The organism is Kitasatospora azatica KCTC 9699 (assembly GCF_000744785.1).
In the GTDB taxonomy this organism is placed as follows: domain Bacteria; phylum Actinomycetota; class Actinomycetes; order Streptomycetales; family Streptomycetaceae; genus Kitasatospora; species Kitasatospora azatica.
This window is the reverse complement of record NZ_JQMO01000003.1, coordinates 5,339,985-5,365,608: the sequence shown is the minus strand read 5'-3', so window position 1 is coordinate 5,365,608 and position 25,624 is coordinate 5,339,985. Positions and strand designations below refer to the sequence as shown.

Below are 25,624 nucleotides of genomic sequence, written 5' to 3'. Positions count from 1 at the left end.
TGCCCGGGGCAGGAGGTGGGTGGGGAGGCCACCGCTCCTCGGTGGCGCAGCTCACTTAACCAGCCCGAACAGATGGCCACAAGATGTCGACGTGATTTCGCAAAAACTCGACAGCATTGAGTCTGGCTCGACAAGTCTCGGCAAACGCAGCGAGGGCGGGCACCGAAGTGCCCGCCCTCTGCTGGTTCCTGCTGCTCGTTCCTACCGCTGGTTCCCGCTACTGGTTCCTGCTGCCGGTTCCTGCGATCTCAGTCCCGACGCACCGGGGCCGTCGACCCCCGCACTACCAACTCCGGTTCGTACAGCAGCTCGTCATGAGTCACCCGGACCCCGGCGATGGCACCGGCGAGCAGCTCCACGGCGGCCCGCCCCATCGCCTCGATCGGCTGGCGCACCGTGGTCAGCGGCGGATCGGTGCAGGTCATGAAGGACGAGTCGTCATAGCCGACCACCGAGACGTCGTCCGGCACCGAGAGCCCGAACCGCCGCACCGCGCGCACCGCGCCGAGCGCCAGCGGGTCGCTGGCGCAGATCACCGCCGTCACCCCCTGCCGCAGTAGCCGGGTGGTGGCCGCCTGCCCGCCCTCCAACGAGAACAGCGCCCGCTCCACCAGCTCCTCGGGCAGCGTGAACCCGGCCCGTTCGGCGGCCGCCCGACCTGCCGCGAGCTTGCGCTGCGAGGGCACGTGGTCGGGCGGGCCGAGCACCATGCCGATCCGGCTGTGGCCGAGTTGACGCAGATGACCCATCGCCTGCTCCACCGCGACCGCGTCGTCGCAGGAGACCCGGGGGAAGTCCAGGTCCTCCACGGCGGCGTTGAGCAGCACCGTCGGCAGGTTGCGCTCGGCGAGCCGCCCGTAGTGCTCGTGCGGCGCGTCGCCCTGCGCGTACCAGCCGCCGAAGAAGATCACCCCGGACACCTGCTGTTCCAACAGCAGGTCCACGTAGTCGGGTTCGGAGACGCCGCCGGCGGTCTGGGTGCACAGCACCGGGGTGAAGCCCTGGCCGGCCAGCGCCCCGCCGACCACCTCGGCGAAGGCCGGGAAGATCGGGTTCTGCAGCTCCGGCAGCACCAGACCGACCAACCGGGCCCGCTCGCCCCGCAGTTGGGTCGGGCGCTCGTAGCCGAGCACATCGAGGGCGGTGAGCACCGCGGCCCGGGTGGCCTCGGAGACGCCGGGCTTCTCGTTCAGCACCCGGCTCACCGTGGCCTCACTCACCCCGACCTTCTTGGCCACCTGCGCAAGTCGTCGTGTCATGGCGGCGATCCTACGGCAGATCACGCAATTCTTTTACGGAAGATTGCGTCGCCTTACGGAAGTTTGCGCCACCCCGACGGTCCACCACTCGGCGTGATCATTTGGATACCATCCGTCGCCATGATCCGTCTGAAGTTCCCCACCGCGCTCGCGGCCACCGCACTGCTGCTGCTCGGGGCCGCCGCGCCGGCCCGGGCCCAGGACCGGTCCGCCGCCGGCTATGTCGCGCTCGGCGACTCCTACGCCGCCGGGGTCGCGGCCGGCGGCTACGACCGGTCCAGCGGCGACTGCCACCGCAGCGCCCACGGCTACCCCGCGCTGTGGGCCGCCGCCCACCCGGACGCCGCCTTCCTCGACCTCGCCTGCCTCGGGGCCACCACCGAGGACGTGCTCGCCGGGCAACTCCCCCAGCTGCCGGCCGGCACCGGCGAGGTGACACTGACCGTCGGCGGCAACGACCTGGACTTCACCGACGCCGTGGTCGACTGCCTGCAGCCGCTGACCACCGAGGGCCGCTGCACCCAGGCCCTGGACCACTCCGCCGAGCTGCTGCGGGACCAACTGCCGGGCCGGCTGGACCGCCTGCTGACCGCCGTCGGCCAGGCCGCCCCGGTGGCCAGGGTGGTGGTGACCGGCTACCCGCACCTGCTGCGGCCCGACGCCGGTGCCGGTTGCTGGGCCGGCACCGACACCCGCCGCACCCGGTTCAACCAGCTGACCGACCAGCTGGACGAGCTGATCCGGCAGCAGTCCGCCGCCCACGGCGCCCGGTTCGCCGATCCGCGCCCCGCCTTCACCGGCCACGGCCTCTGCGAGAGCGGCAAGGCCGAGTGGATCACCGGCATCGTGCTGCTCAACCTCTGGGAGTCCTTCCATCCCACCGCCGACGGACAGGCCCGCGGATACCTTCCGGTGGTGACGGACGCACTCGCCTGATCCCGCCCGCTGCACTGCCCGGTACACCGCCCGGTCCGGGTCTAACCGGGTCTAATACGCGGAACCTCGCGCATCAAAGCCCGTAGGCTGGGCAGGTAGGGTCCGTGGAACGCGGAGTTCCACGTGCGGAGGGAGACGCTGGGTGATCGAGCTGGAAGATGTTCCCGAGTTGATCGACCCGGTCATGGTCTGTGCCTTCGAGGGCTGGAACGACGCGGGAGATGCCGCCTCCACGGCGGTCGGGCATCTGGACGAGACCTGGGGCGGCAAGGTGTTCACCGCCCTGGACGCGGAGGATTACTACGACTTCCAGGTCAACCGACCGACCGTCTGGTTGGACGGCGGAGTCCGGCGGATCACCTGGCCGACCACCCGGCTGTCGGTGGTCCGGGTGACCGAGCCGACCACCCGGGACTTGGTGCTCGTGCGCGGCATCGAGCCGAGCATGCGGTGGCGCTCGTTCTGCCAGGAGCTGCTCGGGCTGGCGCACGAACTGGGCGTGGAGCTGGTGGTGATCCTCGGCGCGCTGCTGGGCGACACCCCGCACACCCGCCCGGTGCCGGTCAGCGGGGTCACCTCGGACCCCGAGCTGGCCCGCCGGCTGGACTTGGAGGAGAGCCGCTACGAGGGCCCGACCGGCATCGTCGGCGTGCTCCAGGAGGCCTTCACGCACGCGGGCGTGCCGGCCGTGACGCTCTGGGCCGCGGTGCCGCACTACGTGGCCCAGCCGCCCAACCCCAAGGCGACGCTGGCGCTGCTCAACAAGCTGGAGGACTTGCTCGACCTGCGGATCCCGCCGGGCGAGCTGCCGGAGGACGCCCGTGCCTGGCAGCTGGGCGTGGACCAGCTGGCCGCCGAGGACAGCGAGGTGGCCGAGTACGTGCAGCAGCTCGAGGAGGCGCAGGACACCGCGGAGCTTCCGGAGGCCAGCGGCGAGGCGATCGCCCGCGAGTTCGAGCGCTATCTGCGGCGGCGGGACAACCAGGGCCCGAGCGGCGAGAAGCCGGGCCCGGGGCGGGCCATCACGGAGCGGGCCGGCGAGGTCATGGGCTCCGTGGAGCCGGTGGAGCCGGCCGAACCGGCTGCCTCGCCGGAGGCGGCGGCGGACTCGGCCGCGGAGCCGACGGCGGAGGAGTCCGCCGAGGAGGACGACCACAACGCGGACGGCAAGGGCGGCAGTACTCGCTGATCCACCGTCAACAGCCGGGCGTGACGGCGCCGATGACCGACGTCGGGCAGCCGCCGGTCATCGGCCACGACCAGTGCACCGGTCCGGACCGTGTCCTGTCAAGGGTCTAGACCACCTGACGGGGCCCGGTCCAGCCGCGGCCCGCCCCCGCCGGGGCCGTCCGCCGCCCCGCCGCCGGAGTACCGTGGAAGGCCGGTAGCCGGGTTGTGGCCGAGGTGACGCCATGTTGGTCCTGGATGTGGTGCTGGGGGCGGTGGGCGCGATGGCCGCGGTCGGCGCCGCGTGGGCGGCGCTGAGCGTGCGGGTGGTCCAGCAGTTCCAACGCGGGGTGGTGTTCCGCTTCGGCCGGGTCCGCGACGAGGTCCGGGCCCCCGGCCTGGTGATGCTGATGCCGGTGGCGGACCGGATCCGACGGGTGAACGTGCAGATCGTCACCATGCCGATCCCCGCCCAGGAGGGCATCACCCGGGACAACGTCACGGTGCGGGTGGACGCGGTCGTGTACTTCCGGGTGGTCGACCCGGTCCGCGCCACCGTCAATGTGCAGGACTACCAGTTCGCGATCTCCCAGGTCGCCCAGACCTCGCTGCGTTCGATCATCGGCAAGAGCGAGCTGGACGACCTGCTGGCCAACCGCGAGCCGATCAACCAGGGCCTGGAGCTGATGCTGGACAGCCCGGCGCTCGGCTGGGGCATCGAGATCGACCGGGTGGAGATCAAGGACGTCGCGCTGCCCGAGTCGATGAAGCGCTCGATGGCCCGGCAGGCCGAGGCGGACCGGGAGCGGCGGGCCCGGATCATCACCGCGGACGGTGAGTTCCAGGCCAGCAAGAAGCTCTCCGAGGCCGCCTCGATCATGAGCGCCACCCCGGCGGCGCTCCAGCTCCGCCTGCTGCAGACGGTGGTGGAGGTCGCCGCCGAGAAGAACTCGACGCTGGTGCTGCCGTTCCCGGTCGAGCTGCTCCGCTTCCTGGACAGCGCGACGGACGAGAACGCGGCCCGGGCCAGGCTGGAACAGTCCCAGCAACTCGAGCAGTCCCAGGAACTGGGCCGGGCCCAGGAGCTCGACCGGGCTCAGGAACTCGGCCGGGCCCAGGAGCTCGACCGGGCTCAGGAACTCGGCCGGGCCCAGGAGCTCGACCGGGCCCAGGAACTGGACCTCGCGCAGGCACTGCAGCGCGCTCAGGCACTGGACCGGGCCGCTCAGGCTCAGGAGGCCGCGGCCTCCGCGTCCGAGGAGCCGGCCACCGAGATCGGGCCGTCCGACGTCCCCACGCCGTCCCCGGACGGCTCGGAGGCGTCCAGCCCCGGCCCGCGCCGGTAGTACGCGCTGCCCTTCGCCCAGTACCACCCCATCGGCAGCAGCCCGATGGCCAGCGCGCCGAGCCCGATGCCCAGTTGCGCCCCGGGCAGGCTGCGGCAGTTCTCCACGAAGAGGAAGGCCATGAAGACCGCGCCGGCCAGCGGCCAGAGCCCGATGAAGATCGCGTTGGCGGCCGAGCGCAGGATCAGCTTGCGGTAGGCGACCACCACGGCCAGGCCCGCCAGCGCGTAGTAGACGGAGATCTGCAAGCCGATCGCGGCCACCGCGTCGGCCAGGATCTTGTTGACCGAGCCGAGCGCGTTGGAGCCGACGAACAGGCCCAGCGAGACCACGACCACCACCGCGAGCGCCACCCACGGGGTCTGCCAGCGCCGGTGCGCCAGGCCGAAGACCGAGGGCACGGTCTTGTCGCGACCCATCGCGAAGAGCGAGCGGGTGACCTGGATCAGCGTGGTCTCCAGGGTGGCGATGGTGGAGAGCATCACCGCGAGCACCAGGATCTTGCCGCCGACGCCGGGCCAGACGGTGTCGCCCAGGGTGGTGAGCAGCGGCGGCGAGTCGGGGTTGGCCAGGTCGTCCTGACTGATGATCAGGTTGACCGCGATGGTCACCACCTCGAAGAGCGCGAACACCCCGATCACCCCGACCAGGCCGCCGAAGCCGGAGTTCTTCTTGCTGTCGCTGGTCTCCTCGCTGAGGTTGGCGGTGACGTCCCAGCCCCAGAAGTAGAAGGCGGCGATCAGTGCCGCGGCCGCGAAGCCCTTGACCCCGCCGAAGTGGCCGAAGCCCCAGATCCAGGACCAGGAGAAGACGGCCGCGTGGCCGCCGTGGATCAGCGCGGCGACCCCGAAGACGAGCAGGATCGCCACCTCGACGGTGGTCATGATCCACTGTGCCCGGGCGGTGATCTGCGCGCCCAGCAGCACCAGTGCGGCCATCACCAGGAAGCAGGCCGCGCCGACCCCGGTGGCCGCCCAGGTGTTCTGCGCGAGCGAGGCGGAGAACAGCGAGAGGGTGTACTGCCCGGCCGGCAGCGAGCCGGCCACCATGAAGATGGTCGCCGAGACCACCAGCGACCAGCCGGCCAGGAAGCCGAGCGCCGGGTGCAGCGCGCGGCCCACCCAGGAGTAGCTGGCGCCCGCGTTGACGTCGAGTCGGCCCAGGTAGTTGAAGGCCCAGGCGATGCCGAGCATCGGGATCGCGCACCAGAGCAGGGCCGCCGGGCCGACCAGCCCGGCCGCGCCGGCCAGCACGGCGGTGGTGGAGGCGAGCGAGTACGCGGGCGCACTGCCGGCGACGGCCATCACGACGGTGTCGGCCGCGCCGAGGACATTGGCACGCAGGCCGGGATTTGTTGCTGTGGACACGAAGCTGCCTCTCCGAAACCGGTCAGGGGGAAGGAAGCGCGGACGCGCGGGTGGGGAGGTGAGGCGGAGAAGGGCGGCGGCGCGTTCGCTTTGTGGGCTACTCCTGCGCTGCGGGCCACCCCGGGCGCCCGGGGTGGCCCATATGCTGCCCAGCGCGCGCCGGGAGTGGCAATGCTTTGATCGGATCAGATCCATAACGCGCGAAACGCCACGCAATCCGCAGATTCAGCACGGCGTGTCTACGAAATCCGAAGGGGCACGCCAAAGGGCCGCCGACCTGTTGTCAGATCGGCGGCCCTGTTGTTGACAGACTGTTATGGCATTGGCGTGCTAGGGCTGCTCAGCCGCTGGTGGGCCGCACCCGGCAGTCCTGGCGGGCCACACCCAGCAGTGGGCCCTAGAGGGCCACACCCAGCAGCGCGTCCACGGTGCGCGAGACCAGGCCCGGCGCGCCGATGTCCTCGCCGCCGGTGGCGGCCTGCTGCTCGGCCCAGCGGTCCACCGCCGCCAGCGCGGCCGGCGCGTCCAGGTCCTCGGCCAGCGCCGCCCGCACCTCGGCGAGCAGCTGCTCGGCCGACGGCCCGTCCGGCCGGGAGACCGCGGCGCGCCAGCGGGCCAGCCGCTCCACGGCCTCGTCCAGGGTGGACTTGGTCCACTCCCAGTCGGCGCGGTAGTGCTGGGAGAGCAGGGCGAGCCGGATCGCCGCCGGGTCCACGCCCTCGCGGCGCAGCGCGGAGACGAAGACCAGGTTGCCGCGCGACTTGGACATCTTGTGCCCGTCCAGGGCGACCATGCCGGCGTGCACGTAGGCCCGCGCGAACGGGTGGACACCGGTGGCGGTCTGGGCGTGCGCGGCGCCCATCTCGTGGTGCGGGAAGGCCAGGTCGCTGCCGCCGCCCTGGATGTCGAAGCCCATGTCCAGGTACTCGAGCGCGATCGCCACGCACTCGATGTGCCAGCCGGGGCGGCCGTGCCCGAGCTCGGTGTCCCAGGCGGGCTCGCCGGAGCGGGCCGAGAGCCAGAGCAGCGCGTCCAGCGGGTCCCGCTTGCCGGGGCGCTCGGGGTCACCGCCGCGCTCGGCGAAGATCTGCAGCATCTGCTCGCGGTCCAGCCGGGAGACCTCACCGAACCGGGGGTCGGCGGCGACCGAGTAGTAGATGTCGCCGTCCAGCTCGTACGCGGCGCCGGACGCCAGCAGCTTCTTGACCAGCGGGACGATCCACGGGATCGACTCGACGGCGCCGATGTAGTGGGCCGGCGGCAGGATCCGCAGCGCGGTCATGTCCTCGCGGAACAGGGCCGTCTCGCGCTCGGCGAGCGCCGTCCAGTCCTGGCCGGTCTCCACCGCGCGGGCGAGCAGCGGGTCGTCCACGTCGGTGACGTTCTGCACGTACAGCACGTCGTGGCCGGCGTCCCGCCAGACCCGCTGGACCAGGTCGAAGGTGTTGTAGGTGGCGGCGTGGCCCAGGTGGGTGGCGTCGTAGGGGGTGATGCCGCAGACGTACAGCCGGGCGGTGTCGCCCTGCGGCACCACCTCGCGGATACCGCCGGTGGCGGTGTCGTGGATACGCAGGGGCAGTCCCTGACCAGGCAGGGCGGGAACCTCGGAGGCGGGCCAGGCATGCATGAAAATGACTCTAACCTTGCGATCATTTGAAAGGCTAACCAGTCGACGGAATCGGCTGAAACCAGCAGCCGATTCCGCGGGTCGCAGCGGACCTAGACCGGCGGCCAGGGGATGGACGGCCACTCCTGGGACGGCAGCGGGTGTCGGCCGGTGCGCAGCAACTCCGCCACCCGTTCCCGAGTGGCCGTCAGCTCAACCGCCGTCAGATGCGGGGCCAGCCGCTTGCCGAGAGCACCGTCCAGCTCACCGCCGAGGCGCCGCAGCATCTCCACCGCCTCCTCGGTCAGCGGCTCGCGGGCCCAGCCCCAGAGCAGGGTGCGCAGCTTGCCGGTGGCGGCGAAAGTCACACCGTGGTCGATGCCGTAGATCCGTCCGTCGGCGGCGGACAGCAGGTGCCCGCCCTTGCGGTCGGCGTTGTTGAGCACCGCGTCCACTACGGCCAGGCGGCGCAGCCGCTGGTCGTCCAGGTGCACCAGCAGCGCGGTGCGGCCCTGGCCCACCTCGGCCTCGACGATGGGCAGCCAGCCCGGCTCGGGGCCGCTCGGATCCTGCAGCGCGAGCAGCGGCGCGGCCTGCGGATCGGGCTCCACCCAGATCTGCACCATGCCGCTGCCGTACGGCCCGTCGCGCAGCACGGTGGGCGGGATCGGCGCCCAGCCGGTGGCGGCGGCCAGCTCGTAGGCGGCCACCTCGCGGCCGGCCAGGGTGCCGTCCGGGAAGTCCCAGAGCGGGCGCTCGCCGCGGACCGGCTTGTAGACGCAGAGCGCCTCGACCCCGTCCAGTGCGACCGAGCAGTAGAGCGCGGCGTTGGAGGCGTCGGTGAGCTGCCCGTGCACGGTCAGGGTGCCGGCGCGCAGCAGCTCCAGGGCGGCCGGCACGTCGGCGGCGAGCGCCGCGCCGGTGGCCGGGTCGGCCTCCGGTATGTCGGTCATCTCGTCCTCGGCGGCCTCCTGGTCGACTGCGGCCTCGCGGGCGGCCGCTGGTTCCCCGTCGGCCACGGCTTCCCGGGCGGCCGCTGCTTCCTGGCGGGCCGCTTCGTGGTCGGCTACGGCTTCCTGGTCGGCGTTCAGCGCTTGTAACCGTTCTGGCGCGGGCACAGGTGGCCCTCCGGGTCCAGCGGCAGGTTGCAGAACGGGCAGGGCTTGCGCCCGGCCGCCACCAGGTCGAGGGCCCGCTTGGCGAAGACCCGGGCCATCGCCCCGGTCAGCCGCACCCGCAGCATGTCCGGGCCGTTCTCCTCGTCCTCGAAGGTCACCTCGGCGTCCTCCTCCTCGGCGTCCTCCACCACCGCCTGCGCCTCGACCACCAGGAACCCGTCACCCGCGTCCCAGGCCAGCGCCATGGTGCCGACCCGGAACTCCTGCTCCAGCGGCAGGTCCAGCGGCGCGGTGTCGACCAGTTCGACCGGCGCCACGGCCGGGATCGGCGCCTGGCCGCCACTGCGCCGCAGCGCCTCGTCCAGCACCTCCTCGACCCGCTCGGCGAGGGCGGCGACCTGCGTCTTCTCCAGCAGCACGCTGGTGATCCGGCCGCGCGCGCTGGCCTGCAGGAAGAACGCCCGCGAGCCGGGCTGGCCGACGGTACCGGCCACGAACCGCTCGGGCTGGTCGTAGAAGAAGACCTGTCGGGGCACTCTCTCGCTCCGGGGTGTGTTGAACGGGTCTGGACTTGTTCAGGGGCTGCGGTTGCTACGAGGGCCGTGGTTTCACCCTACGGCGTCGGCCCCGGTGGAGCCGCCGACCACCGCGTCGGCACCGGTGGAGCCGTCAATCACCGCGTCGGCGCCGGTGGAGCCGCCGATCACCGCGTCGGCGCCGGTGGAGCCGCCGATCACCGCGTCGCCACCCGCCGGGGCCTTGGCCCGCAGCGAGGTGAGGTCTCCGGTGTCGCCCATCCGCAGCAGGAACGGCCGCAGCGGGGTGTAACGGATCACCGTGACCGTGCAGGGGTCCACGTTGATCCGCTGGAAGTGGTCCAGGTGCAGGCCGAGCGCGTCGGCCACGATCGCCTTGATCACGTCGCCGTGGGTGCAGGCCAGCCAGATCGCGTCCGGGCCGTGCTCGGCGGCGATCTTCTCGTCCCACTCGCGGGCCGCCGCCACCGTGCGGTGGCTGAGCGCGCGCAGCGACTCCCCGCCGGGGAAGGCCGCGGCCGAGGCGTGGTCCTGGACCGTGCGCCAGAGCGGCTCCTGCGCCAGCTCGCTGAGCGGGCGTCCGGTCCACTCCCCGTAGTGGCACTCGCCGAACCGGTCGTCCAGGGTCGGCTCACCCAGCTCGGGGCGGGCCGCCAGCAGCGGGGCCAGGGTCTGCCGACAGCGCTCCAGCGGGCTGCTCACCGCCTGCGCCAGCGGCACGCCGGCGAGCCGGTCGACCAGCTTGTCCGCCTGCGCCCGGCCGGTCTCGTCCAGGTCCACCCCGGGAGTCCAACCGGCGAGGATCCCGGAGGAGTTCGCGGTCGACCGGCCATGGCGTACCAGCAGCAGTGTGGGCATGCCCCAAGCCTACGGGGTGGCCGCGCGCCACCCCGTCCTGCCCTGCTGTCCCGCGGTCACCACGTGAGGTCGGCTCCTCGGGCGCGCCGGAGTGAGCTCGTCCGGCGCGCCCGGCTGAGCTCGTCCGGCGCGCCCGGCTGAGCTCGTCCGGCGCGCCCGGCTGAGCTCGTCCGGCGCGCCCGGCTGAGCTCGTCAGGCCAGTCCGGCCAGCTCCAGCGCCTCGACGCCGGTGCGCAGCGCGGTGATCCGCTCGTCCAGCGTCCAGCCGGCCGGGGCCAGCGTCAGCGTGGTGACCCCGGCATCCGCGTAGGCGCGCATCCGGTCCGCGATCCGCTCCTTGGAGCCGAGCAACGAGAAGGCGTCGATCAGCTCGTGCGGCACGGCCGCCGCCGCGCCCTCCTTGTCGCCGGCCAGGTAGCGCTGCTGGACCTCCTCGGCGGCCTGCTCGTAGCCCATCCGGCGGGCCAGCTGGTTGTAGAAGTTCTTCTCCTTGCTGCCCATCCCGCCGATGTAGAGCGCGGCGTAGGAGCGCAGCCCGTCGGCGAGCGCCGCGACGTCCTCGCCGACCGCGATGTTGACGGTCGGGCAGAGGTCGAAGCCGTCCAGCGTCTTGCCCACCTTGGCCCGCCCGGCGCGCAGCGGGTCCAGCGAGAGCGCGGCGTGTTCGGGCTCGGGCGAGAAGAAGATGCCGAGCCAGCCGTCGGCGATCTCGCCGGTCTGCTCCAGGTTCTTCGGGCCGATCGCCGCGATGTACAGCGGAATGTGCTCACGCACCGGATGCACCGTCAGCTTCAGCGCCTTGCCCGGGCCACCGGGCAGGGGCAGCGTCCAGTTGGCGCCCTCATGGGTGAGCCGCTCGCGGGACATCGCCTTGCGGATGATCTCCACGTACTCCCGGGTGCGGGCCAGCGGCTTGTCGAACTTGACGCCGTACCAGCCCTCGGAGACCTGCGGCCCCGACACCCCGAGGCCGAGCCGGAACCGGCCGCCGGAGAGGGCGTCCAGGGTGGCCGCGGTCATCGCGGTCATCGCCGGGGTGCGGGCCGGGATCTGGAAGATCGCCGAGCCGACGTCGATCCGCTCGGTCCGGGCGGCCACGAAGGAGAGCACGGTCGCCGCGTCCGAGCCGTAGGCCTCGGCGGCCCAGCAGACCGAGTAGCCGAGCCGGTCGGCCTCCTGGGCCACCGCGATGTTGTCGGCGTCCAGGCCGAGGCCCCAGTAACCGAGGTTGATGCCGAGTCGCATGGCTGCACGCCTTTCGGGAGGGGCTGTTTTCGGGAAGGGCTGTTTTCGGGAAGGGCTGTTTTTGGGGAGGGGCTGTTTTGGGGTGGAGCTGTCGCGTTTGCGCAGGGGCTGTCGCGGCCACGGTAGTCGCGCCGGTCGCGGTCATGCTACTGACCGGTAGGCGTGGCGCGCGTCACATCGTCCGAGGCGGCGGCTACCCTCGTGGGTACCGATCGAGGGGGTCCTTCCGCCATGGAGAAGCGTCATCTGGGCCGCACCGGCCTACGGGTCTCTCGACTCGGCCTGGGCACCATGACCTGGGGCCGCGACACGGACGAGCACGAAGCCGCCGAGCAGCTCAAGGAGTTCGTCGACGCCGGCGGCACCCTGGTGGACACCGCCGACGTCTATGCCGACGGCGGCGCCGAGTACCTGCTCTCCCGACTGACGGACACTCTGATCCCGCGCTCCGAACTGGTCATCGCCACCAAGGCCGGCAGTGTCCCCGACTCCGACCGCCGGTTCGACACCTCGCGCGGCCGGCTGCTCGCCGCCCTGGACGCCTCGTTGCGCCGGCTCGGCACCGACCACATCGACCTGTGGCAGGTGCACGCCTTCGACCCCGCCACCCCCACCGAGGAGACCCTGCACGCCCTCGACCTGGCCGTCAGCTCCGGGCGGGCCCGCTACGTCGGGGTCTCCAACTTCAGCGGCTGGCAGCTGGCCAAGGCCGCGACCTGGCAGCGCTGCGCGCCCGGCCGGGTGCCGCTGGCCGCGACGCAGATGGAGTACTCGCTGCTGCAGCGCGGCATCGAGCGCGAGGTGCTGCCCGCCGCGCTGGACGCCGGGCTCGGGCTGCTCGCCTCCTCACCGCTCGGCCGCGGCGTGCTGACCGGCAAGTACCGGCACGGCGTCCCGCAGGACTCGCGTGGTGCCTCCCCCTACCTGTCCGGCTTCGTGCAGCCCTACCTCGGGGAACGCTCGCGGCGGATCGTGGACGCCGTCGCCACGGCGGCGGACGGCCTGGCGAGCAGCCCGCTGGCGGTGGCCCTCTCCTGGGTCCGCGACCGGCCCGGGGTGAGCAGCGCGATCGTCGGCGCGCGGACGGCGGCACAGCTGCACGCGGCGCTGTCGGTGGAGGCGCTTACGCTTCCGGATGAGATCCGCGGTGCGCTGGACGACATCTCGGCGCCGGTGCGTCGCTACCCTGATCAGGACTGGAACGAACTGTGAGTCAGACGCACGACCCGGCCGACGGAGCGGAACCCGGCGAGAGCCAGGTGCCCGAGCCGCGGTCCTCGCGCAGTGCCGACCTCGCCGCGCTGACCGAGGCGATCCGCGCGGTGGAGCGGCGCACGCCTGGAGCGCCGTCGGCGCCGGCTGCCGCACGCAGACCCGAGCCTGCACCTGGGCCTGCACCCGAGCCCTCGGCCGAGCCCTCGGTCGAGCGCGAGTCCCAGGGCTCGGCCGATCCTCAGCCGGAAGCTCCCGCTGCGGCCGCCGCGGCGTCGGCGCCCGCCACGGCTCCGGGGATCGCCACGGCTCCGGTGGCCGCCTTCGGTGACACCTCGTCCGTCGCCGAACTGCTCGCCGCCGGCGGTGCGCCCGCTGCCGCCGTCCCCGCGCTGGCCGGGGCCGCACTGACCGCCTTCGGCGAGGGCGCCGCGCAGTTGCTGCGCGAGGACCCGTGGTCGCTGCTCGCGCTGCCCGGGGTGCGCCCCGAGCAGGCCGACGGCTTCGCCCGGGCCCTGCTCGGCCCGGCGGCCGGCCCCGGCGACCCGCGACGCGGGCAGGCGCTGGCCGGCTGGCTGCTGGAGCAGGCCGCGCTGCGTGGTCACTCCGCGCTGGAGGCCACCGAGCTGCGGGCGGGCCTGGCGAAGCTCGGCCTGCCCGACCCCGACCAAGCCCTGCAGGACGCCGTGCAGGACGGCCGGGTGATGCCCTTCCAGGAGGAGGAGACCGGGCCCGGGGCGCGCGAGTTGGGCGAGGACGAGGAGCCGCCGATGCGGATGCTGCTCGCGTTGGAGCGGCTGGCACTGGCGGAGGACGCGGCGGCGGACGGGCTGGTCCGGCTGATCTCCACCTTCGAGCCCGCCGAGGCTGCTGAGGCCGCCGACGCCGCCCAGGATGACGAGCTCGCCGACGCTGCCCAGCCCGATGAACCTGCTGACGCTGCCCAGTCCGCCGAGTCCTGGGAGGCCGCGGCGACCACCGCTTCGCCCTCGGCCGCCGCGCTGATCCGAGCCGTCGCCGCCAACGGCCTGGTCCTGCACACCGGCGACGCCGCCTCCCGCGGCGAGCTGGCCGAGCTGCTCGGTGCCGCGCGCGAGCTCCGCCTGCGGGCCCGCGCAGCCGCCTGGACCGAGTACGGCCGGGACGCGCTGGCCGACCCCGACTCGCTGACCCTCGCCGAACTGCTCGCCCCCGGCGGGGTGGAGCGCGCCGAGGACGGCACCCTCGCGCTCGACCTGCTGATCGTCCAGGACGCCCCGCTGCTCGACCTCGAGCTCGCCGCCACCCTGGTCGAGTCGCTCGGCGACGGCACTCGGCTGGTCCTCAGCGGCGACCCCGGCCAGCTCTGGTCGACCGGCCCCGGGCGACTCTTCGCCGACCTGTTGGCCGCCAAGCCCTGCCCCGTGGTCGCCTCCCGCACGCCCGACCTCGGCCCGATCGGCGAGCTGGTCTCCGGGATCGGCATCGGCGAGCTGCAGAGCGTCGAGGCGCCGGGCAAGGAGGTGGTGATCCTCACCGCCCGCGACGCCGGCGAGGCCGTCCACCGGGCCGTCCAGTTGCTCACCGACTCGATCCCGCGCGCGCTGTCCATCCCCGCCGAGCAGACCGTGCTGCTCACCCCCGGCCACGGCGGTGCGGCCGGTACTCGGGCGCTCAACGCCGCCGCCAAGGCCGCGCTGAACCCCGGCCCCGGCCGGTTCGCCGGCTTCGACCCCGGTGACCGGGTCGTCTACTCGCCGCTGCCCGGGGTCAACCGTCCCGGCACCGTGCTCGACGGCGATGCCGCCGGCCTACGGCTCGCCCTGACCGACGGGGCGGAGCTGCTGCTGCCGCCCGCCCAGGTCGACCGGCTGCGGCACGGCTGGGCGCTGACGGTCCATCAGGCCCTCGGTCGGCGCTGGCCGGGCGGCGTGGTGGTGCTGCCCGAGGATGCGGCCGCCGGGCTGACCCGGCAGTGGGTGTACACCGCCTTCGGCCGGGCCGAGCGGCATCTGTCCGTGGTGCACGCCGCCGGGCCCGCGCTGGCCCAGGCCGTCGCCGAGCGGCCCGGCACTGCGCGCACGACACGGCTGCGGGGGCTGCTGGCCGAGGCCGAGGGGTAACCGACCGGCTCACGACGAGCGCCGGGGCCACGCGGCCCCGGCGCTCGTCCGTTCAGTCGCCTCGTCGGTTCAGTCGCCTCGTCGGTTCAGCCGACTTGTCGGTCCAACCGACTCGTTCAGCCGGCTCGACAGTGCAGTCGTCCGTTCACTCATCGGCTCAGTCGTCGAGGTCGTCCTCGTCGTAGACCTCGCTGACGTCGAACCGGCAGAGCAGCAGGTGCGGGTCCGGGGTGTCGAAGGGCTCGGCCAGCCACTCCCCCGGCTCGGTCGGGTCGGTCGCCGTCACCCAGAGCGTCGAGTCGCCCTCCTCCAGGCCGAACTCCTCCGCGCGGGCCGCGATCTCGTCCGGCTCGAACTCACCGAAGACCACCCCGACGGCTGCCGTCACTCCCTGCTCCTCGCCGGTCACCGGGGCCAGCGAGTCGTCCAGGCGCTCGGCCTGGGCACGAAGCCGGCGCGGGTCGACGATCCGGTAGTCGCGGCGGATCAGCACGCTGACCGCCTCCGGCTCCTCCGGGCCCTGGTAGCTGCCGGGCCCGCCGTCGCCGGGGACCTCGAACGGGGTGACCTCGTCGTAGACCTCGTAGAGCAGCTGGTCGTAGTGGATGGCCGCCGCGGCCAACTCCTCGTAGGCGGCGAAGACCGCCGGATCGTCGTCGGTGGTGGTGCTGGACACCGCTTCCAGATGGCGGTCGATGGCGGCCTTGACCGCCTCGGCGGCTTCGCGTACCTCGGTGCGGGTGAGCTGCGCGGCATCAGACATGGGTCAGACGCTATCCGTACCAGGGCCTGCGGCGCACAGGGGTTACCTCCCGAGTTTGCGAAACCCTGGCAACTTGACCCGTGATGTCCGAAACCATGCGCTTTTCGGGAGCCGCCCGGCGGGTAGAAATGCCTCCGAAGAACTCATCCGATCCGGGAATTGATCATGCATCAGATGACTTCTCCCGGAGGTACGGCACCGGTCGGGACCGGGGACCCGGTCCGGACCGGCGCCACTGTCGGGGGCAGGTCGTAGGCTTGCCCGCAGTCGTCGCTGAGGAGGCGAGCCTTGACCCCACCGAAGCTGGTCCGGCAGCCAGAGTACGAGTACCAGTCCCTGCGCATGCCGCGCGGCACCTCGCGCAACGCGGCACGGCAGCTACTCACCGAGCACGCCGAGTACGGGCACTGGGAGCTGGATCGGCTCCGACTCTTCCCTGATGGCAGTCGGACCGTCCTGCTGCGCCGCCGGATCATCCGGCAGATTCGCAGCTGGTGACAGCGCTTCGCAGCTGGTGATGTCCGGCGGTGCAGGTCAGGCGGTGCTGCTCGGGCAGTGCTGCTCAGCCAGCACAGGTCGAGCGGTCCTGGTCAGACACTGCCTGGCCAGGCAGGGCTGGCCAGACGGTGATGGTCAGGCGGCGGTGCGGGAGCGGCGGTAGAGCACCCCACCGCCGATCAGCAGCGCGAGGCCGGCGGGCGCGATGATGCCGAGCCCGTCCATACCCGTGGAAGCCAGCCGCTGGCCCGGCACCTGCTGCGCCACCTCGGCCACCGCCGGTGCGCTCACCGGAGCGGCGGCGGGCTGCGCCGGGGTGCGGGTACCGCTGACGCCCTTGACCTCGGTCGGCGGAGCCGGGGTCGCCGGAGTCGAGGTCGGCGGCTGGGCCGGCGTGTGGGCGGCGGGCGCCTGGTTGGCGCAGTCGTTGCCCATGACCGGGTTGAGCGCGCCGATGACGTCGACGGAGTTGCCGCAGACGTTGGCCGGGATGTCCACCGGGACCTGCCCGTTGTTGCCCGAGCCGACGCCCGGGGAGCCCTGACTGACACCGGAGGCGGAGCTGCCGGCGGTCGGGATGCCGGGCACGCCCGGGCCGCCCCGGCTGGGGGTGCCCGGTCCGTTCTGCGAACCGTTCTCCGAACCGCCCTGCGACCCGTTCTGCGAACCGTTCTGCGAGCCGCCGCCCGGGGTGTCACCGCCGCTGGTGCCCTGGCCGCCGCTCCCCTGGTCGCTGCCACCGGTGTGGTCGCCGCCGCCGGCCTGGCTGCCGCCACCGCCGTGGTCGCCGCCGTGCTCCCCACCACCCTTGTGGTGCCCGCCGTGCTGCGGGGAGCTGTTGGCGCACTGGTTGCCGTAGGCCGGGTTCAGCAGCCCGACCACGTCCACCGTGTTTCCGCACAGGTTGACCGGCGCCTCGACCGGCACCTGCACGCTGTTGCCCGAGCCGACGCCCGGGGAGCCGGCCGCGGCCCCGTCGGCGTCGGCCGCCGCGTAGGCGTAGCCTGCGGTGGAGGCCAGCACGCTGCCGGTGGCCACGGCCGTGAGAATCCCTTTTCTGGCAACCTGTCGCATAGGTACCCCTGACATGTGATGGTCGGAATTTCCGACGAACTCTTTTCCCGCCCACTGGACAACGAGTAGCGCATGAAAAGGTTGAGCCAACCGGCGGCGCCTCACCCGATCGGGTGGTTTCAGAATAGAAAGAGGGGCGCCCCCACCTCAGGGTGCCCCTCTTGTTTTCCTACCGTCTTCCCGCGTACCGCCCCACCGTCAGTCGTTCTCGCACTCGTTGCCGAACGCCGGGTTCAGCAGGCCGATCACGCTGATCGTGTTGCCGCAGAGGTTCACCGGGATGTGCACCGGGACCTGGACCTGGTTGCCGGACAGCACGCCGGGCGAGTTGAGCGCAGCACCCTCGGCGCTCGCGCCACCGTGCGCCGAGGCGACGCCCGCACCGGCCAGCATGAGACCACCGGCAGTGGCCGCGACAGCAGCGATCTTCTTGACGTTCACTATTTCCTCCTGATCATCTGAGCGGCGCGGTCACCCGCCCGCCATAGGAGTGAACGAGGCTCTGCCGAATGGGGGAACGGGGCCCGATCAGCATTCACTCCTACCGGTGATCATTCGCTCAGATGATCGACAGAAAATAATCTCAGCAGGCATCGATGAAACGGTCCAGCACCCGCACACCGAACTTCAGCCCCTCCACCGGGACCCGCTCGTCCACCCCGTGGAACATCCCGGCGAAGTCCAGCTCCGGCGGCAGCTGCAGCGGCGCGAACCCGAAGCAGCGAATCCCCAGATCGGTGAACGACTTCGCGTCCGTCCCACCCGACAGGCAGTACGGCACCGCCCGCGCGATCGGGTCCTCGGCCCGCAGCGCCGACTGCATCGCCTCCACCAGCGCCCCGTCGAAGCTGGTCTCGATCGCCTTGTCCGAGTGCACGCTCTCCCGCTTCACCCGCGGCCCGAGCACGCTGTCCAGCTCGGCCAGGAACTCCTCCTCGTACCCCGGCAGGAACCGCCCGTCCACATGCGCCGTGGCCTGCCCCGGAATCACGTTGACCTTGTAGCCGGCGCCCAGCATGGTCGGCTGCGCGGTGTTGCGCAGCGTGGTGCCGATCATCTTGGCGATCCCGCCGAGCACCCGCAGCGTCTCGTCCATGTCGTTCGGGTCGAGCCGCACGCCCAGCGCGTCCGACAGCTCGTTCAGGAACGCCTCGACGGTCTTGGTGATCCGCAGCGGGAACTGGTGCCGACCGAGCCGGGCCACCGCCTCGCAGAGCTCGGTGATCGCGTTGTCGTTGTTCTCCATCGAGCCGTGCCCCGCCCGGCCCTCGACCGTCAGGCGCATCCAGTGCATGCCCTTCTGGGCCGTCTCGATCAGGTAGAGCCGCGCCTTGTCGTTGACGGTGAAGGAGAAGCCGCCCACCTCACCGATCGCCTCGGTGACGCCCTCCAACAACTCCGGGTGCTTGTCCACCAGGTACCGGGCCCCGTACGTGCCGCCCGCCTCCTCGTCCGCCAGGAAGGCGAGCACCAGGTCGCGCGGGGGCTTGCGCCCGGTCCGCAGCCGGTCGCGGACCACTGCCAGGGTCATCGCGTCCATGTCCTTCATGTCCACCGCGCCGCGCCCCCAGACGCAGCCGTCCGCGATCTCGCCCGAGAACGGGTGGTAGGTCCAGTCGTCGGCGTTGGCCGGCACCACGTCCGTGTGCCCGTGGATCAGCAGACCCGGCCGCGACCGGTCCTCCCCCTCGATCCGAACCACTGTCGAGGCCCGTCCCTTGGCGGACTCGATGATCTTCGGCTCGAGACCGAACTCGGCCAGCTGCTCCGCCACGTACTCCGCCGCGGCCCGCTCCCCCGGCCCCGAGTGGTCGCCGTAGTTACTGGTGTCGATCCGGATCAGGTCGCGGCAGATCTCGGCGACCTCCGACTCCCCGCTCACTCGCGCCCCGCCCGTCAGTTCCGACTCGCTCATGCGCCCTCCTCATCCTCCAGCCCATCCAGGCCACGGTCCCGCCATCCTCCCCCAGCCACCGCCACACCCCAAGGAAATCCCCACCGGAACCTCCCCGATCCCAACCGTCCACCCCCGGGCCACCCCCAGACCCCCAGGCTTTTGGGACCCTGAGCCGATCTTTGCTACAGTTATGCATGTCAGCGCGGCACACCGAAGGGCAGCCGAGCAGACACCACCTAGTCCGGGTGGCGGAATGGCAGACGCGCTAGCTTGAGGTGCTAGTGCCCTTTATCGGGCGTGGGGGTTCAAGTCCCCCCTCGGACACGACCCATTGGCCAACGAAGTTGGCCAGGGAATGCAGGTCAGGAGCAATCCCGACCTGCATTTTGCGTTGCGCGTGATTGTACCGGCAGCGCAGGCCCAGGGCGGCATAGGTCTGGCGTTTGGTCTCGGGCTTCGCGGCGCGCAGCACATCGACGATGTCGCCCGCCTGGTTCACGAGGTCGGCGATCTGCTTTTCGGCCAGGGCCTGGGTTCGGCGGGTGCTGGTCGCGGTGCGAAGCCGTGCTTCGGCTCGGGTGCGTTCGGCCTCGGTCTCGGCGATCCACCGGGTGATGGGGGCAGTCGCTCCGGGGTCGGCGGTGTTTAGGGCCTCGCGATAGCGGGCGAGCTGCTGGTCGCACGCGGTGACCTCCGCCCGGGCTTCGACCTCGGCGGACTGGTGGCCGGTCGCGGTGGTGGTGCCCTGGGCGGTGAACAGGCGGTGGATGGTGGCGGCGCGGTGGCCGGGGGCGAAACTGCGGGCGAGCCAGCGGTCGAGGTGCGGGATGACGTCGGCTTCCCGGAACAGGACGTTGCGAGGGTGGCCGATCTTGTTCGCCAGCGCGTACTCCTCGGGATAACGACAGCGGTAGTACGCCTCCTCGTGCGACCACTGGCTACCCATCTTCCGCTCGCACAGGACGCAGTCGACCCGGCCTCGCAGCAGGTAGGGATGGATAGCGCCGACCCGGTCGCGGGGTGCGTTGTGGCGACTGCGGGAGAACATGATCTGGTGGACCCTGTCGAAGGTCTCGCGGGTGACCAGCGGCGGGTGGGCGATCCGCTCGGACCAGACCCACTTGTCCTCGGCGTTCCACTTCAGCTTGGTCTCGTAGCCGAGCGCGACGTCCTCGACATCGAGGAGGACCTCCTCCTTCCGCTGCTTGTTCCACACCTGGTGTCCCGTGTAGCGGGGATTGATGAGGATGGCGCGCACCGCGCTCTTAGCCCAAGCCGCCCCATCGCGGTGGGAGTTGCGGGCGCGGTCGTGCGCGGAGGGCGAGGAAATGCCGTCGCGGGTGAGGCCCTCGGCGATGGCGTAGATGCCCCGACCGCACAGGTACTCGCTGAAGATCCGCTGGACGACCGGGCCCGCGACCGAGTCAACTACCAGGACGTGCAGGCGCTTGCCGTCGACGGCCTTGGCGGGGTTGGGGTGCGGGCCGCCGTCGGCGATCAGGTAGCCGTAGGGCGGGCGTCCGCCGAGGAACCGGCCCTCGATGGAGGCCTGGGCGGACATCGCCGAGCGGACCCGGACCTTGATGCGGGAGCGCTCGGCCTTGGACACGCCACCGTAGACGGACATGATCAGGTCGTGGGCCTCACTGTCGGGATCGACGGGACCCCCGACCTCGGGAACCCACAGCTCGACGCCGTAGTGCGCGAAGACGGGGTGGATGAGGCTGTACTGGTTGCCGTAGAAGACGCGTTGGGGCTCGCCGATCACCACTGCGTCGAAGCCCCGGTTCGGGTCGGCGAGCGCGTCGAGGAGGGCGGAGGCCCGGGGGCGGCGGCGCCAGGGCAGCGAGCGGGAGTGCCCGATGTCGAAGTACTGGGCGACGACCCGCCCTTCGAGGGGGGCGATGAGCATGTTGGCGCGGGTGAGCTGCCAGTTCTTCGAGGCCACGGGGTCTTGCAGGTCTTCGGTCGAACAGCGTCCGGCGAAGGCGAAGTCGCGCATCTGCCAAGCTCCTTGTCGGCACGGGATCAATGTCTGTCTGCCGGTCCCCGGCCCGGTGACCGCGTCGCCGCTGGCCACCGGGCCGTGGACCGTCGTCCTGTCGTAACTCCGCCGGGCGGGTTACTCCAGCCGCATCACCCGAACGGTTCCCCGTCGGTCAGGTTCGGGCGGTGTTCGATCAGCATGCGCAGCAGTAGTGCGGCGGCCTGGTCGTTGATCGCCGGCAGCTCGTCCGGGACCTCGACGGTGACCGCCGGCTGCTCCGGTTCGGGCGGTGACTGTCTCAACTGCTGCACGGTGCCCAGCAGGTAGGTCAGGGCGCACGCTGCCTGGAGGGTGACGACCCCGTTGCCGAGCAGGCGGAGCTGCGCGTTGCGGGGCAGGTCGATGCCGGTGACCCAGCCTTCGGGCAAGGACATCAGCCACTCGACGAAAGCCGGGGCGAGTCGCTGAGTCCCCGTCAGCCCTGGGCTGGTCGGCGGCGGGGCTGGCCTGCCGAGGATGGCCTCCCAGCGCTGGACCGCCATCTCGTACGGTCCCCAGCCTGTGTGACGTCTGGTCAGTCGTGGTGCTCGGGCTGGCGGGAGCTGAGTGATGCAACGGCGGAGGGCAGGGACAGGTCTCCCTTGGAGCCCATCTGCCGTGGGCTGCCCTTGACTCCGTCGCCCGCGAGCGGCGTCGGCAGGAGCTTGTCCACGACCTCGATCGCACAGATGCCCGCCGGGCAGGTGACGTTGCGGATCGGTGGCTGCATGCGCGGTGTCGTGGCCAGGTGTTCGACCTGGTCGGCGAGGGTCGGACCGTGTCCGGCGGCACGGTGCTCCAACGGGTTCTGCCCTCCGGTCCCGCTGCCCAGGCTGGCAGTCGGGGTCAGCAGCAGGGAGACAGGGCTGCTCAAGTCGCAGCCCGACGCCTCCGGGGGTGTCCGGCCCGGCGTCCCGTCGGGTCGCGAGGAGGAAGAGCCGGTCTCTGCGGTGCGGGGCGCCGACGTCGCAAGCTCGTACGCAACGCCACGCCAGGTCGTACCCGCACGCGGCCAGGTCGGCGACGACGATGCCGAGTCCGCGCCGTCGCAGAGCGGTGACGTTCTCCACGAAGACGAGGCCGGGTCGAAGTACGCGAACGGCTTCGGCGACGGTGTACCAGAGGCCACTGCGGTTGCCTTCCGCCAATCCCGCGCCGCGACCGGCGTAGGAGATGTCCTGACAGGGGAAGCCGGCCGTGAGGATGTCCACGTCCGGCACCGCGCTCCAGTCGACGGCGCTGATGTCACCGAGGTTGGGAGCATCCGGGTAGCGTGCGGCAAGCACTGCCGCAGCGGCGGGATCGCTCTCGGCACACCAGAGCACGCGGGCCTCAAGGACGGCCTCGATCGCGAGGTCCAGACCTCCGTACCCAGTGCACAGACTGCCGATCCGCAGCCCGCCCTGGACCGCTGGAGTGAGACCCGGCGGGCCGGGGTTACCCGGCCCGCCGACAGCGTTCATGATGGTCACGCCGACCGCCCGTGAACGGCGCCCGCCCGGTTCTCACACCCCGTCACCTGCGCTTTCATGCGACGGAACACGAGCACATCCTCATGGACGATCAAGTGCATGGGCACGCCCGCCGCCCTGGCGGCGCGCACGTTCTTGAGCTGGAAGAACGACGGCCGGGCGACCAGTGCGTCGTCCCGCAGGCCGGCGAGCAGGGCCACGCACCGTTCGACCGGGACGAGTCCGGCGGCCTGTCCGGCGGCGATGACGGCGGCGGGCAGGTCGACGAGTTCGCCATGGTGACGCCACGGTCGGGCGGTGACGGCGACCGTGCCGCCCGGCGCGAGCAGCGGCAGGCAGTTCGTCAGGATGGTGGTGAAGGCCTCCAGGAGGTCGTCGGTGGGGGCGTGGGCGAGGTTGGCCGGGTTGTTGCCGTAGGTGGTGTCGAACTTGCCGATGCCGCGCCGGCCGGTCTCGCGGGTGGCACGGACCTGGCCGTGGACGGACGCGCCGTAGGGCGGCGAGGTGAGCAGGAGCTGGGCGCGGCCGTAGTGCTCCTCGCCGATGACGCTCTGCGCGTGGCGGGCGTCCCCGGTGCGGACCTCGGCGCGGCCGGTGGCCCCGCTCGTTCGGGCGTGGTTGAGGTTGGCCTTGGCCACCGCCGTCCAGCGGCCTTCGAGTTCGACGCCGATGGCGTCACGGCCGAGGTGGACGGCTTCGACCAGGGTGGTGCCGATGCCGCACATCGGGTCCAGCACGAGCTGGCCGGGGGTGGTGTAGGTGGCGATCGCGTGAGCGGCGATCGCCGGGAGCATCTTCGCGGGGTGCGCGGCCGAGGCGGGCGAGTAGCGGCCTCGGCGCTGGTTGCGGGCGTCCTTCTGCGCGGTGACCCACACCGAGGTCGGCAGGCAGGCCAGGGTCACGGGACCGACGGTGCCAGCGGGCTCGCGGGGCGGGGGCGGTCCAGCGGTGCGGGCCTGCGCCTGGGGGTCTGTCTCGTGCGGGCTGGTGGTCATGATCGGCTCCTCGCGGTAGGCGCGGCTGGGCTGCGAACTTCCTGAACCCGAGTGGTCGTTCACGGCTTGACCAGCACGACCAGGTCGTTGTGGATCAAGGCGTGGCGGCCCGGGACGGGCTGGGAGTGGTGACAGACGCAGTCCCGGCGGTGCTGGACGCGCGCGGGGACGGCGGGTGCGAGATGGCCGTCGGTGACGGTGGCCTCGACGACGGCGATGTGCTGGAGGTAGACCAGGCCGGCGGCCTGGGCGTGGGCGACGAGGTGCCCCGCGGTGTCCTGGCCGGTCTTCTGGCGGGTGGTGATGACCAGCACTCCGTCGGGCTTCAGCGCCCTCGCGCAGGACTCGGTCAGCGCGGCGAGCTCGGCCGGGGTGGTGAAAGCGTGGGGTGCGGCGATCGCCAGTTGGGCTTGGCCGCCGAGCCGGTCGGCTGCGGGCGGGAGGCTGCCGGGGGCGCCGCGCCGTAGGACGGCGAGGGATGCGACCTGGACGGCGTGGGTGTGGAGGGTGTCGTAGGCGAGGGTGGCGCCCTGGTGGGTGGGGGCGTAGGCGATCACCTTGCGGCCCGTCTGGACGGCGGCGATCAGGCAGGTGGCATTGCCGGCCTCGGGGACGTACACCAGGTCGCCTCGGGCGGTGAACGCCTCGACGATCTGCTTGGCGAGGCCGAGCGGGAGGCGGTGGGCGCAGGCCGAGCCGATGGGGGTCTCGCAGGTGGGGCAGCAGCCGGCGAGCGGTTCGGTCAGCCACACCGACAGGGGCACGCCGGTGGGCTTGGAGCGCGGGGTGCGGGGCCGTTCGTCGGCTTCCCGGCGGGTTCGCGGGAGGGCGGGCTGGGGCTCGGTGGAGGTAGTGGGGCGGGTGGGGTGGTTCATGCGGGTTGGCCCGACGGCCGCCGCGTGACGCTGACACCTATACAAACCGGATTTTGGGCCGTTTTCTAACGCACCATCCATCCGATCGCGAATAAGTCATACCGCTGCCCGTGCGCACCACACACCCCATCAGGCATTCCCGCAGCCGTCCGGAAGGGACTTCGCAAGAGGCTGCCCAGAGAAATTTCAAGGAGCTCTTCCACGCTCCCTCCTCCAGCTCACCCCCAGCCGCAGCGAGAGCGTTCGTGCTGGTCAGGGCCGGATTGGGGGCGACATGGGGCGGCCTCCAAGGTCCCGGAAATCGCTGCACCCCCAGCTCGCCCCCAGGGCTTCCCTACGGCCTGCCCGGCCGGGCCCCAGATGGCCCCCAGCGGTCCTGGCGGACTCGGCGCAGACGGCGAAAAGCCCGCCGTCATCGCCGAAGGGAAGAACCGTCATGCGTGAGAACACCACCACCCGCATGGAGCCGCTGCAGGCCCTGGAGGAGGAGCTGCGCCGCCTCGTCGAGCGGCCCCACCCGCTGACCCTCGTGGTCGGGGACCTGGACGCGGCGCTGCCGCAGCACCCGCTGGACATGGCGTGCCTGCGGGCGCTGCTGCTGCACCCCTCGATCGGCTACCAGACGCGCGGGGCGATCTGGGTCCGCCTGCTCGGCCTGACCCAGACGCCCGGGTGGCGTGGCGAGGAGTGGCCCACCGCGCTGTGCGCGATGGCGCTGTCCGGACTGTGGCGCACTGCCGCCCGGCTGCGGCGCGAGGCCCCGGAGCTGTCGCAGGCCGATGTGCAGCAGGCGGCCCTGGCCGGCTTCTGGGAGGCCGCGGTCGACCTGCGCTCGCGCATGGACACCGTGGCCGACCCGGGCCGTATCCCGTCGAGCCTGTGCTGGGCCGCGGACCGGGCCGCCCGCGCCTACCGCACGGAGCAGCTGCGCCACGAGGAGGCGCGGGCCGACCTGGGCGAGCAGCCGGAGCGGGAGGGCGTCCCGGTCGGGTGCCCCGATGAGGTGCTGGAGCGGGCGGTCGAGCGCGGGCTGCTGGGCCGGGAGCAGGCGGAGCTGATCGCGCGCACCCGCCTGGAGGGCGTCTCGGTGCGGGAGCTGGCCGAGCGGGCCGGGGTGACGGTGGAGGCGATGGGAATGCGCCGCCACCGGGCCGAGCTGCGGCTGGTCAAGGCCGTGCGCGCGGGTCTCCTGAACGGCTGACAATTTCCGCGAATTTCCTGATCGGACGTTAGACACGCCGTCTAATCCCGGTTTGTAGAGGTGAGAGGGCG

23 protein-coding genes, 1 tRNA gene and 2 pseudogenes are annotated in these 25,624 nt (G+C 72.0%); 9 read left to right on the top strand and 17 right to left on the bottom strand.

Features of this window, described 5'->3' with window-relative positions:
• Positions 1-248: 248 nt before the first annotated feature.
• A complete protein-coding gene (locus BR98_RS34360) occupies positions 249-1,259 on the bottom strand; it encodes a LacI family DNA-binding transcriptional regulator (protein WP_035851215.1) in 1,011 nt (336 codons plus the stop codon).
• A 120-nt stretch (positions 1,260-1,379) separates the two neighbouring features.
• On the opposite strand from BR98_RS34360, the gene BR98_RS34355 reads away from it, so the two are divergent.
• The 3 genes from BR98_RS34355 to BR98_RS34345 all read left to right on the top strand — a co-directional run bounded on the left by BR98_RS34355 (position 1,380) and on the right by BR98_RS34345 (position 4,708).
• Positions 1,380-2,195: an SGNH/GDSL hydrolase family protein gene (locus BR98_RS34355; RefSeq protein ID WP_035851213.1), complete on the top strand. Its 816-nt coding sequence runs from the start codon at positions 1,380-1,382 to the stop codon at positions 2,193-2,195.
• A gap of 142 nt (positions 2,196-2,337) precedes the next feature.
• Positions 2,338-3,384: a PAC2 family protein gene (locus BR98_RS34350; RefSeq protein ID WP_051970840.1), complete on the top strand. Its 1,047-nt coding sequence runs from the start codon at positions 2,338-2,340 to the stop codon at positions 3,382-3,384.
• A gap of 223 nt (positions 3,385-3,607) precedes the next feature.
• Positions 3,608-4,708 (top strand): slipin family protein, encoded by a 1,101-nt coding sequence (locus BR98_RS34345; protein ID WP_232247841.1) that lies wholly within the window; start codon positions 3,608-3,610, stop codon positions 4,706-4,708.
• Here BR98_RS34345 and BR98_RS34340 read toward each other — a convergent pair.
• From BR98_RS34340 to BR98_RS34315, 6 genes are all read right to left on the bottom strand, one after another.
• On the bottom strand, positions 4,594-6,075 hold the full coding sequence (locus BR98_RS34340) for an APC family permease (RefSeq protein ID WP_051970837.1): 1,482 nt from the start codon (positions 6,073-6,075) through the stop codon (positions 4,594-4,596). The two genes, BR98_RS34345 and BR98_RS34340, sit on opposite strands and share 115 nt — an antisense overlap.
• 397 nt (positions 6,076-6,472) lie before the next feature.
• Positions 6,473-7,702 (bottom strand): cysteine--1-D-myo-inosityl 2-amino-2-deoxy-alpha-D-glucopyranoside ligase, encoded by a 1,230-nt coding sequence (gene mshC, locus BR98_RS34335; protein WP_035851211.1) that lies wholly within the window; start codon positions 7,700-7,702, stop codon positions 6,473-6,475.
• A gap of 92 nt (positions 7,703-7,794) precedes the next feature.
• Entirely contained in the window at positions 7,795-8,634 is an 840-nt protein-coding gene (locus BR98_RS34330; protein ID WP_051971254.1) for an SCO1664 family protein, read from the bottom strand.
• 134 nt (positions 8,635-8,768) lie between these two features.
• Positions 8,769-9,335 carry a DUF3090 domain-containing protein gene (locus tag BR98_RS34325; protein ID WP_035851209.1) on the bottom strand — a complete coding sequence of 189 codons (567 nt, stop codon included), beginning with the start codon at positions 9,333-9,335 and terminating at the stop codon, positions 8,769-8,771.
• A 72-nt stretch (positions 9,336-9,407) separates the two neighbouring features.
• Positions 9,408-10,193: a histidine phosphatase family protein gene (locus BR98_RS34320; protein ID WP_083977346.1), complete on the bottom strand. Its 786-nt coding sequence runs from the start codon at positions 10,191-10,193 to the stop codon at positions 9,408-9,410.
• Between the two features lie 192 nt (positions 10,194-10,385).
• Positions 10,386-11,438: an LLM class F420-dependent oxidoreductase gene (locus tag BR98_RS34315; protein ID WP_035851208.1), complete on the bottom strand. Its 1,053-nt coding sequence runs from the start codon at positions 11,436-11,438 to the stop codon at positions 10,386-10,388.
• A 231-nt stretch (positions 11,439-11,669) separates the two neighbouring features.
• Here BR98_RS34315 and BR98_RS34310 point away from each other — a divergent pair, with 231 nt between their 5' ends.
• Together BR98_RS34310 and BR98_RS34305 are read left to right on the top strand one after the other, a co-directional pair.
• On the top strand, positions 11,670-12,650 hold the full coding sequence (locus BR98_RS34310; RefSeq protein WP_035851198.1) for an aldo/keto reductase: 981 nt from the start codon (positions 11,670-11,672) through the stop codon (positions 12,648-12,650).
• Positions 12,647-14,752: an ATP-binding domain-containing protein gene (locus tag BR98_RS34305; protein WP_051970836.1), complete on the top strand. Its 2,106-nt coding sequence runs from the start codon at positions 12,647-12,649 to the stop codon at positions 14,750-14,752. The genes BR98_RS34310 and BR98_RS34305 overlap by 4 nt, the downstream gene beginning before the upstream one ends.
• A gap of 157 nt (positions 14,753-14,909) precedes the next feature.
• Here the strand turns inward: BR98_RS34305 and BR98_RS34300 are convergent, their stop codons facing one another.
• The gene (locus tag BR98_RS34300) at positions 14,910-15,515 is read right to left on the bottom strand and encodes a hypothetical protein (protein ID WP_035851196.1); all 606 of its coding nucleotides are present in this window, start codon (positions 15,513-15,515) and stop codon (positions 14,910-14,912) included.
• A gap of 288 nt (positions 15,516-15,803) precedes the next feature.
• Between BR98_RS34300 and BR98_RS34295 the strand changes: the two genes are divergently transcribed.
• On the top strand, positions 15,804-16,013 hold the full coding sequence (locus BR98_RS34295) for a DUF5703 family protein (RefSeq protein ID WP_035851194.1): 210 nt from the start codon (positions 15,804-15,806) through the stop codon (positions 16,011-16,013).
• A 135-nt stretch (positions 16,014-16,148) separates the two neighbouring features.
• On the opposite strand, the gene BR98_RS34290 is transcribed toward BR98_RS34295, so the two are convergent.
• From BR98_RS34290 to BR98_RS34280, 3 genes are all read right to left on the bottom strand, one after another.
• Entirely contained in the window at positions 16,149-17,051 is a 903-nt protein-coding gene (locus BR98_RS34290; RefSeq protein ID WP_051970834.1) for a chaplin, read from the bottom strand.
• 234 nt (positions 17,052-17,285) lie between these two features.
• The gene (locus tag BR98_RS34285; protein WP_051971253.1) at positions 17,286-17,480 is read right to left on the bottom strand and encodes a chaplin; all 195 of its coding nucleotides are present in this window, start codon (positions 17,478-17,480) and stop codon (positions 17,286-17,288) included.
• Positions 17,481-17,670: 190 nt separating this feature from the next.
• Entirely contained in the window at positions 17,671-19,002 is a 1,332-nt protein-coding gene (locus tag BR98_RS34280) for a M20/M25/M40 family metallo-hydrolase (RefSeq protein WP_035851187.1), read from the bottom strand.
• 221 nt (positions 19,003-19,223) lie between these two features.
• On the opposite strand from BR98_RS34280, the gene BR98_RS34275 reads away from it, so the two are divergent.
• Positions 19,224-19,308, top strand: a tRNA-Leu gene (locus BR98_RS34275).
• A gap of 7 nt (positions 19,309-19,315) precedes the next feature.
• Positions 19,316-19,633, top strand: coding sequence for a hypothetical protein (locus BR98_RS40660; RefSeq protein ID WP_198042332.1), 318 nt, complete (start codon positions 19,316-19,318; stop codon positions 19,631-19,633).
• A gap of 456 nt (positions 19,634-20,089) precedes the next feature.
• On the opposite strand, the pseudogene BR98_RS42735 reads toward BR98_RS40660, so the two are convergent.
• From BR98_RS42735 to BR98_RS34250, 6 genes and pseudogenes are all read right to left on the bottom strand, one after another.
• Positions 20,090-20,986: pseudogene (locus BR98_RS42735) on the bottom strand (recombinase family protein); the annotation flags it as partial.
• Positions 20,987-21,120: 134 nt separating this feature from the next.
• Positions 21,121-21,405 carry a hypothetical protein gene (locus tag BR98_RS41840; protein WP_051970830.1) on the bottom strand — a complete coding sequence of 95 codons (285 nt, stop codon included), beginning with the start codon at positions 21,403-21,405 and terminating at the stop codon, positions 21,121-21,123.
• A gap of 140 nt (positions 21,406-21,545) precedes the next feature.
• Positions 21,546-21,884: a hypothetical protein gene (locus tag BR98_RS41835; RefSeq protein ID WP_051970828.1), complete on the bottom strand. Its 339-nt coding sequence runs from the start codon at positions 21,882-21,884 to the stop codon at positions 21,546-21,548.
• A 91-nt stretch (positions 21,885-21,975) separates the two neighbouring features.
• A pseudogene (locus BR98_RS42730) lies at positions 21,976-22,473 on the bottom strand (DNA cytosine methyltransferase); the annotation flags it as partial.
• Positions 22,474-22,478: 5 nt separating this feature from the next.
• Entirely contained in the window at positions 22,479-23,477 is a 999-nt protein-coding gene (locus tag BR98_RS34255; RefSeq protein WP_063774887.1) for a TRM11 family SAM-dependent methyltransferase, read from the bottom strand.
• Positions 23,478-23,536: 59 nt separating this feature from the next.
• Positions 23,537-24,352, bottom strand: a complete 816-nt coding sequence (locus BR98_RS34250; protein ID WP_035851182.1) for a class I SAM-dependent methyltransferase — start codon at positions 24,350-24,352, stop codon at positions 23,537-23,539.
• A 436-nt stretch (positions 24,353-24,788) separates the two neighbouring features.
• On the opposite strand from BR98_RS34250, the gene BR98_RS36900 reads away from it, so the two are divergent.
• Positions 24,789-25,553, top strand: coding sequence for a sigma-70 RNA polymerase sigma factor region 4 domain-containing protein (locus tag BR98_RS36900; protein WP_051970824.1), 765 nt, complete (start codon positions 24,789-24,791; stop codon positions 25,551-25,553).
• Positions 25,554-25,624 lie beyond the last annotated feature (71 nt).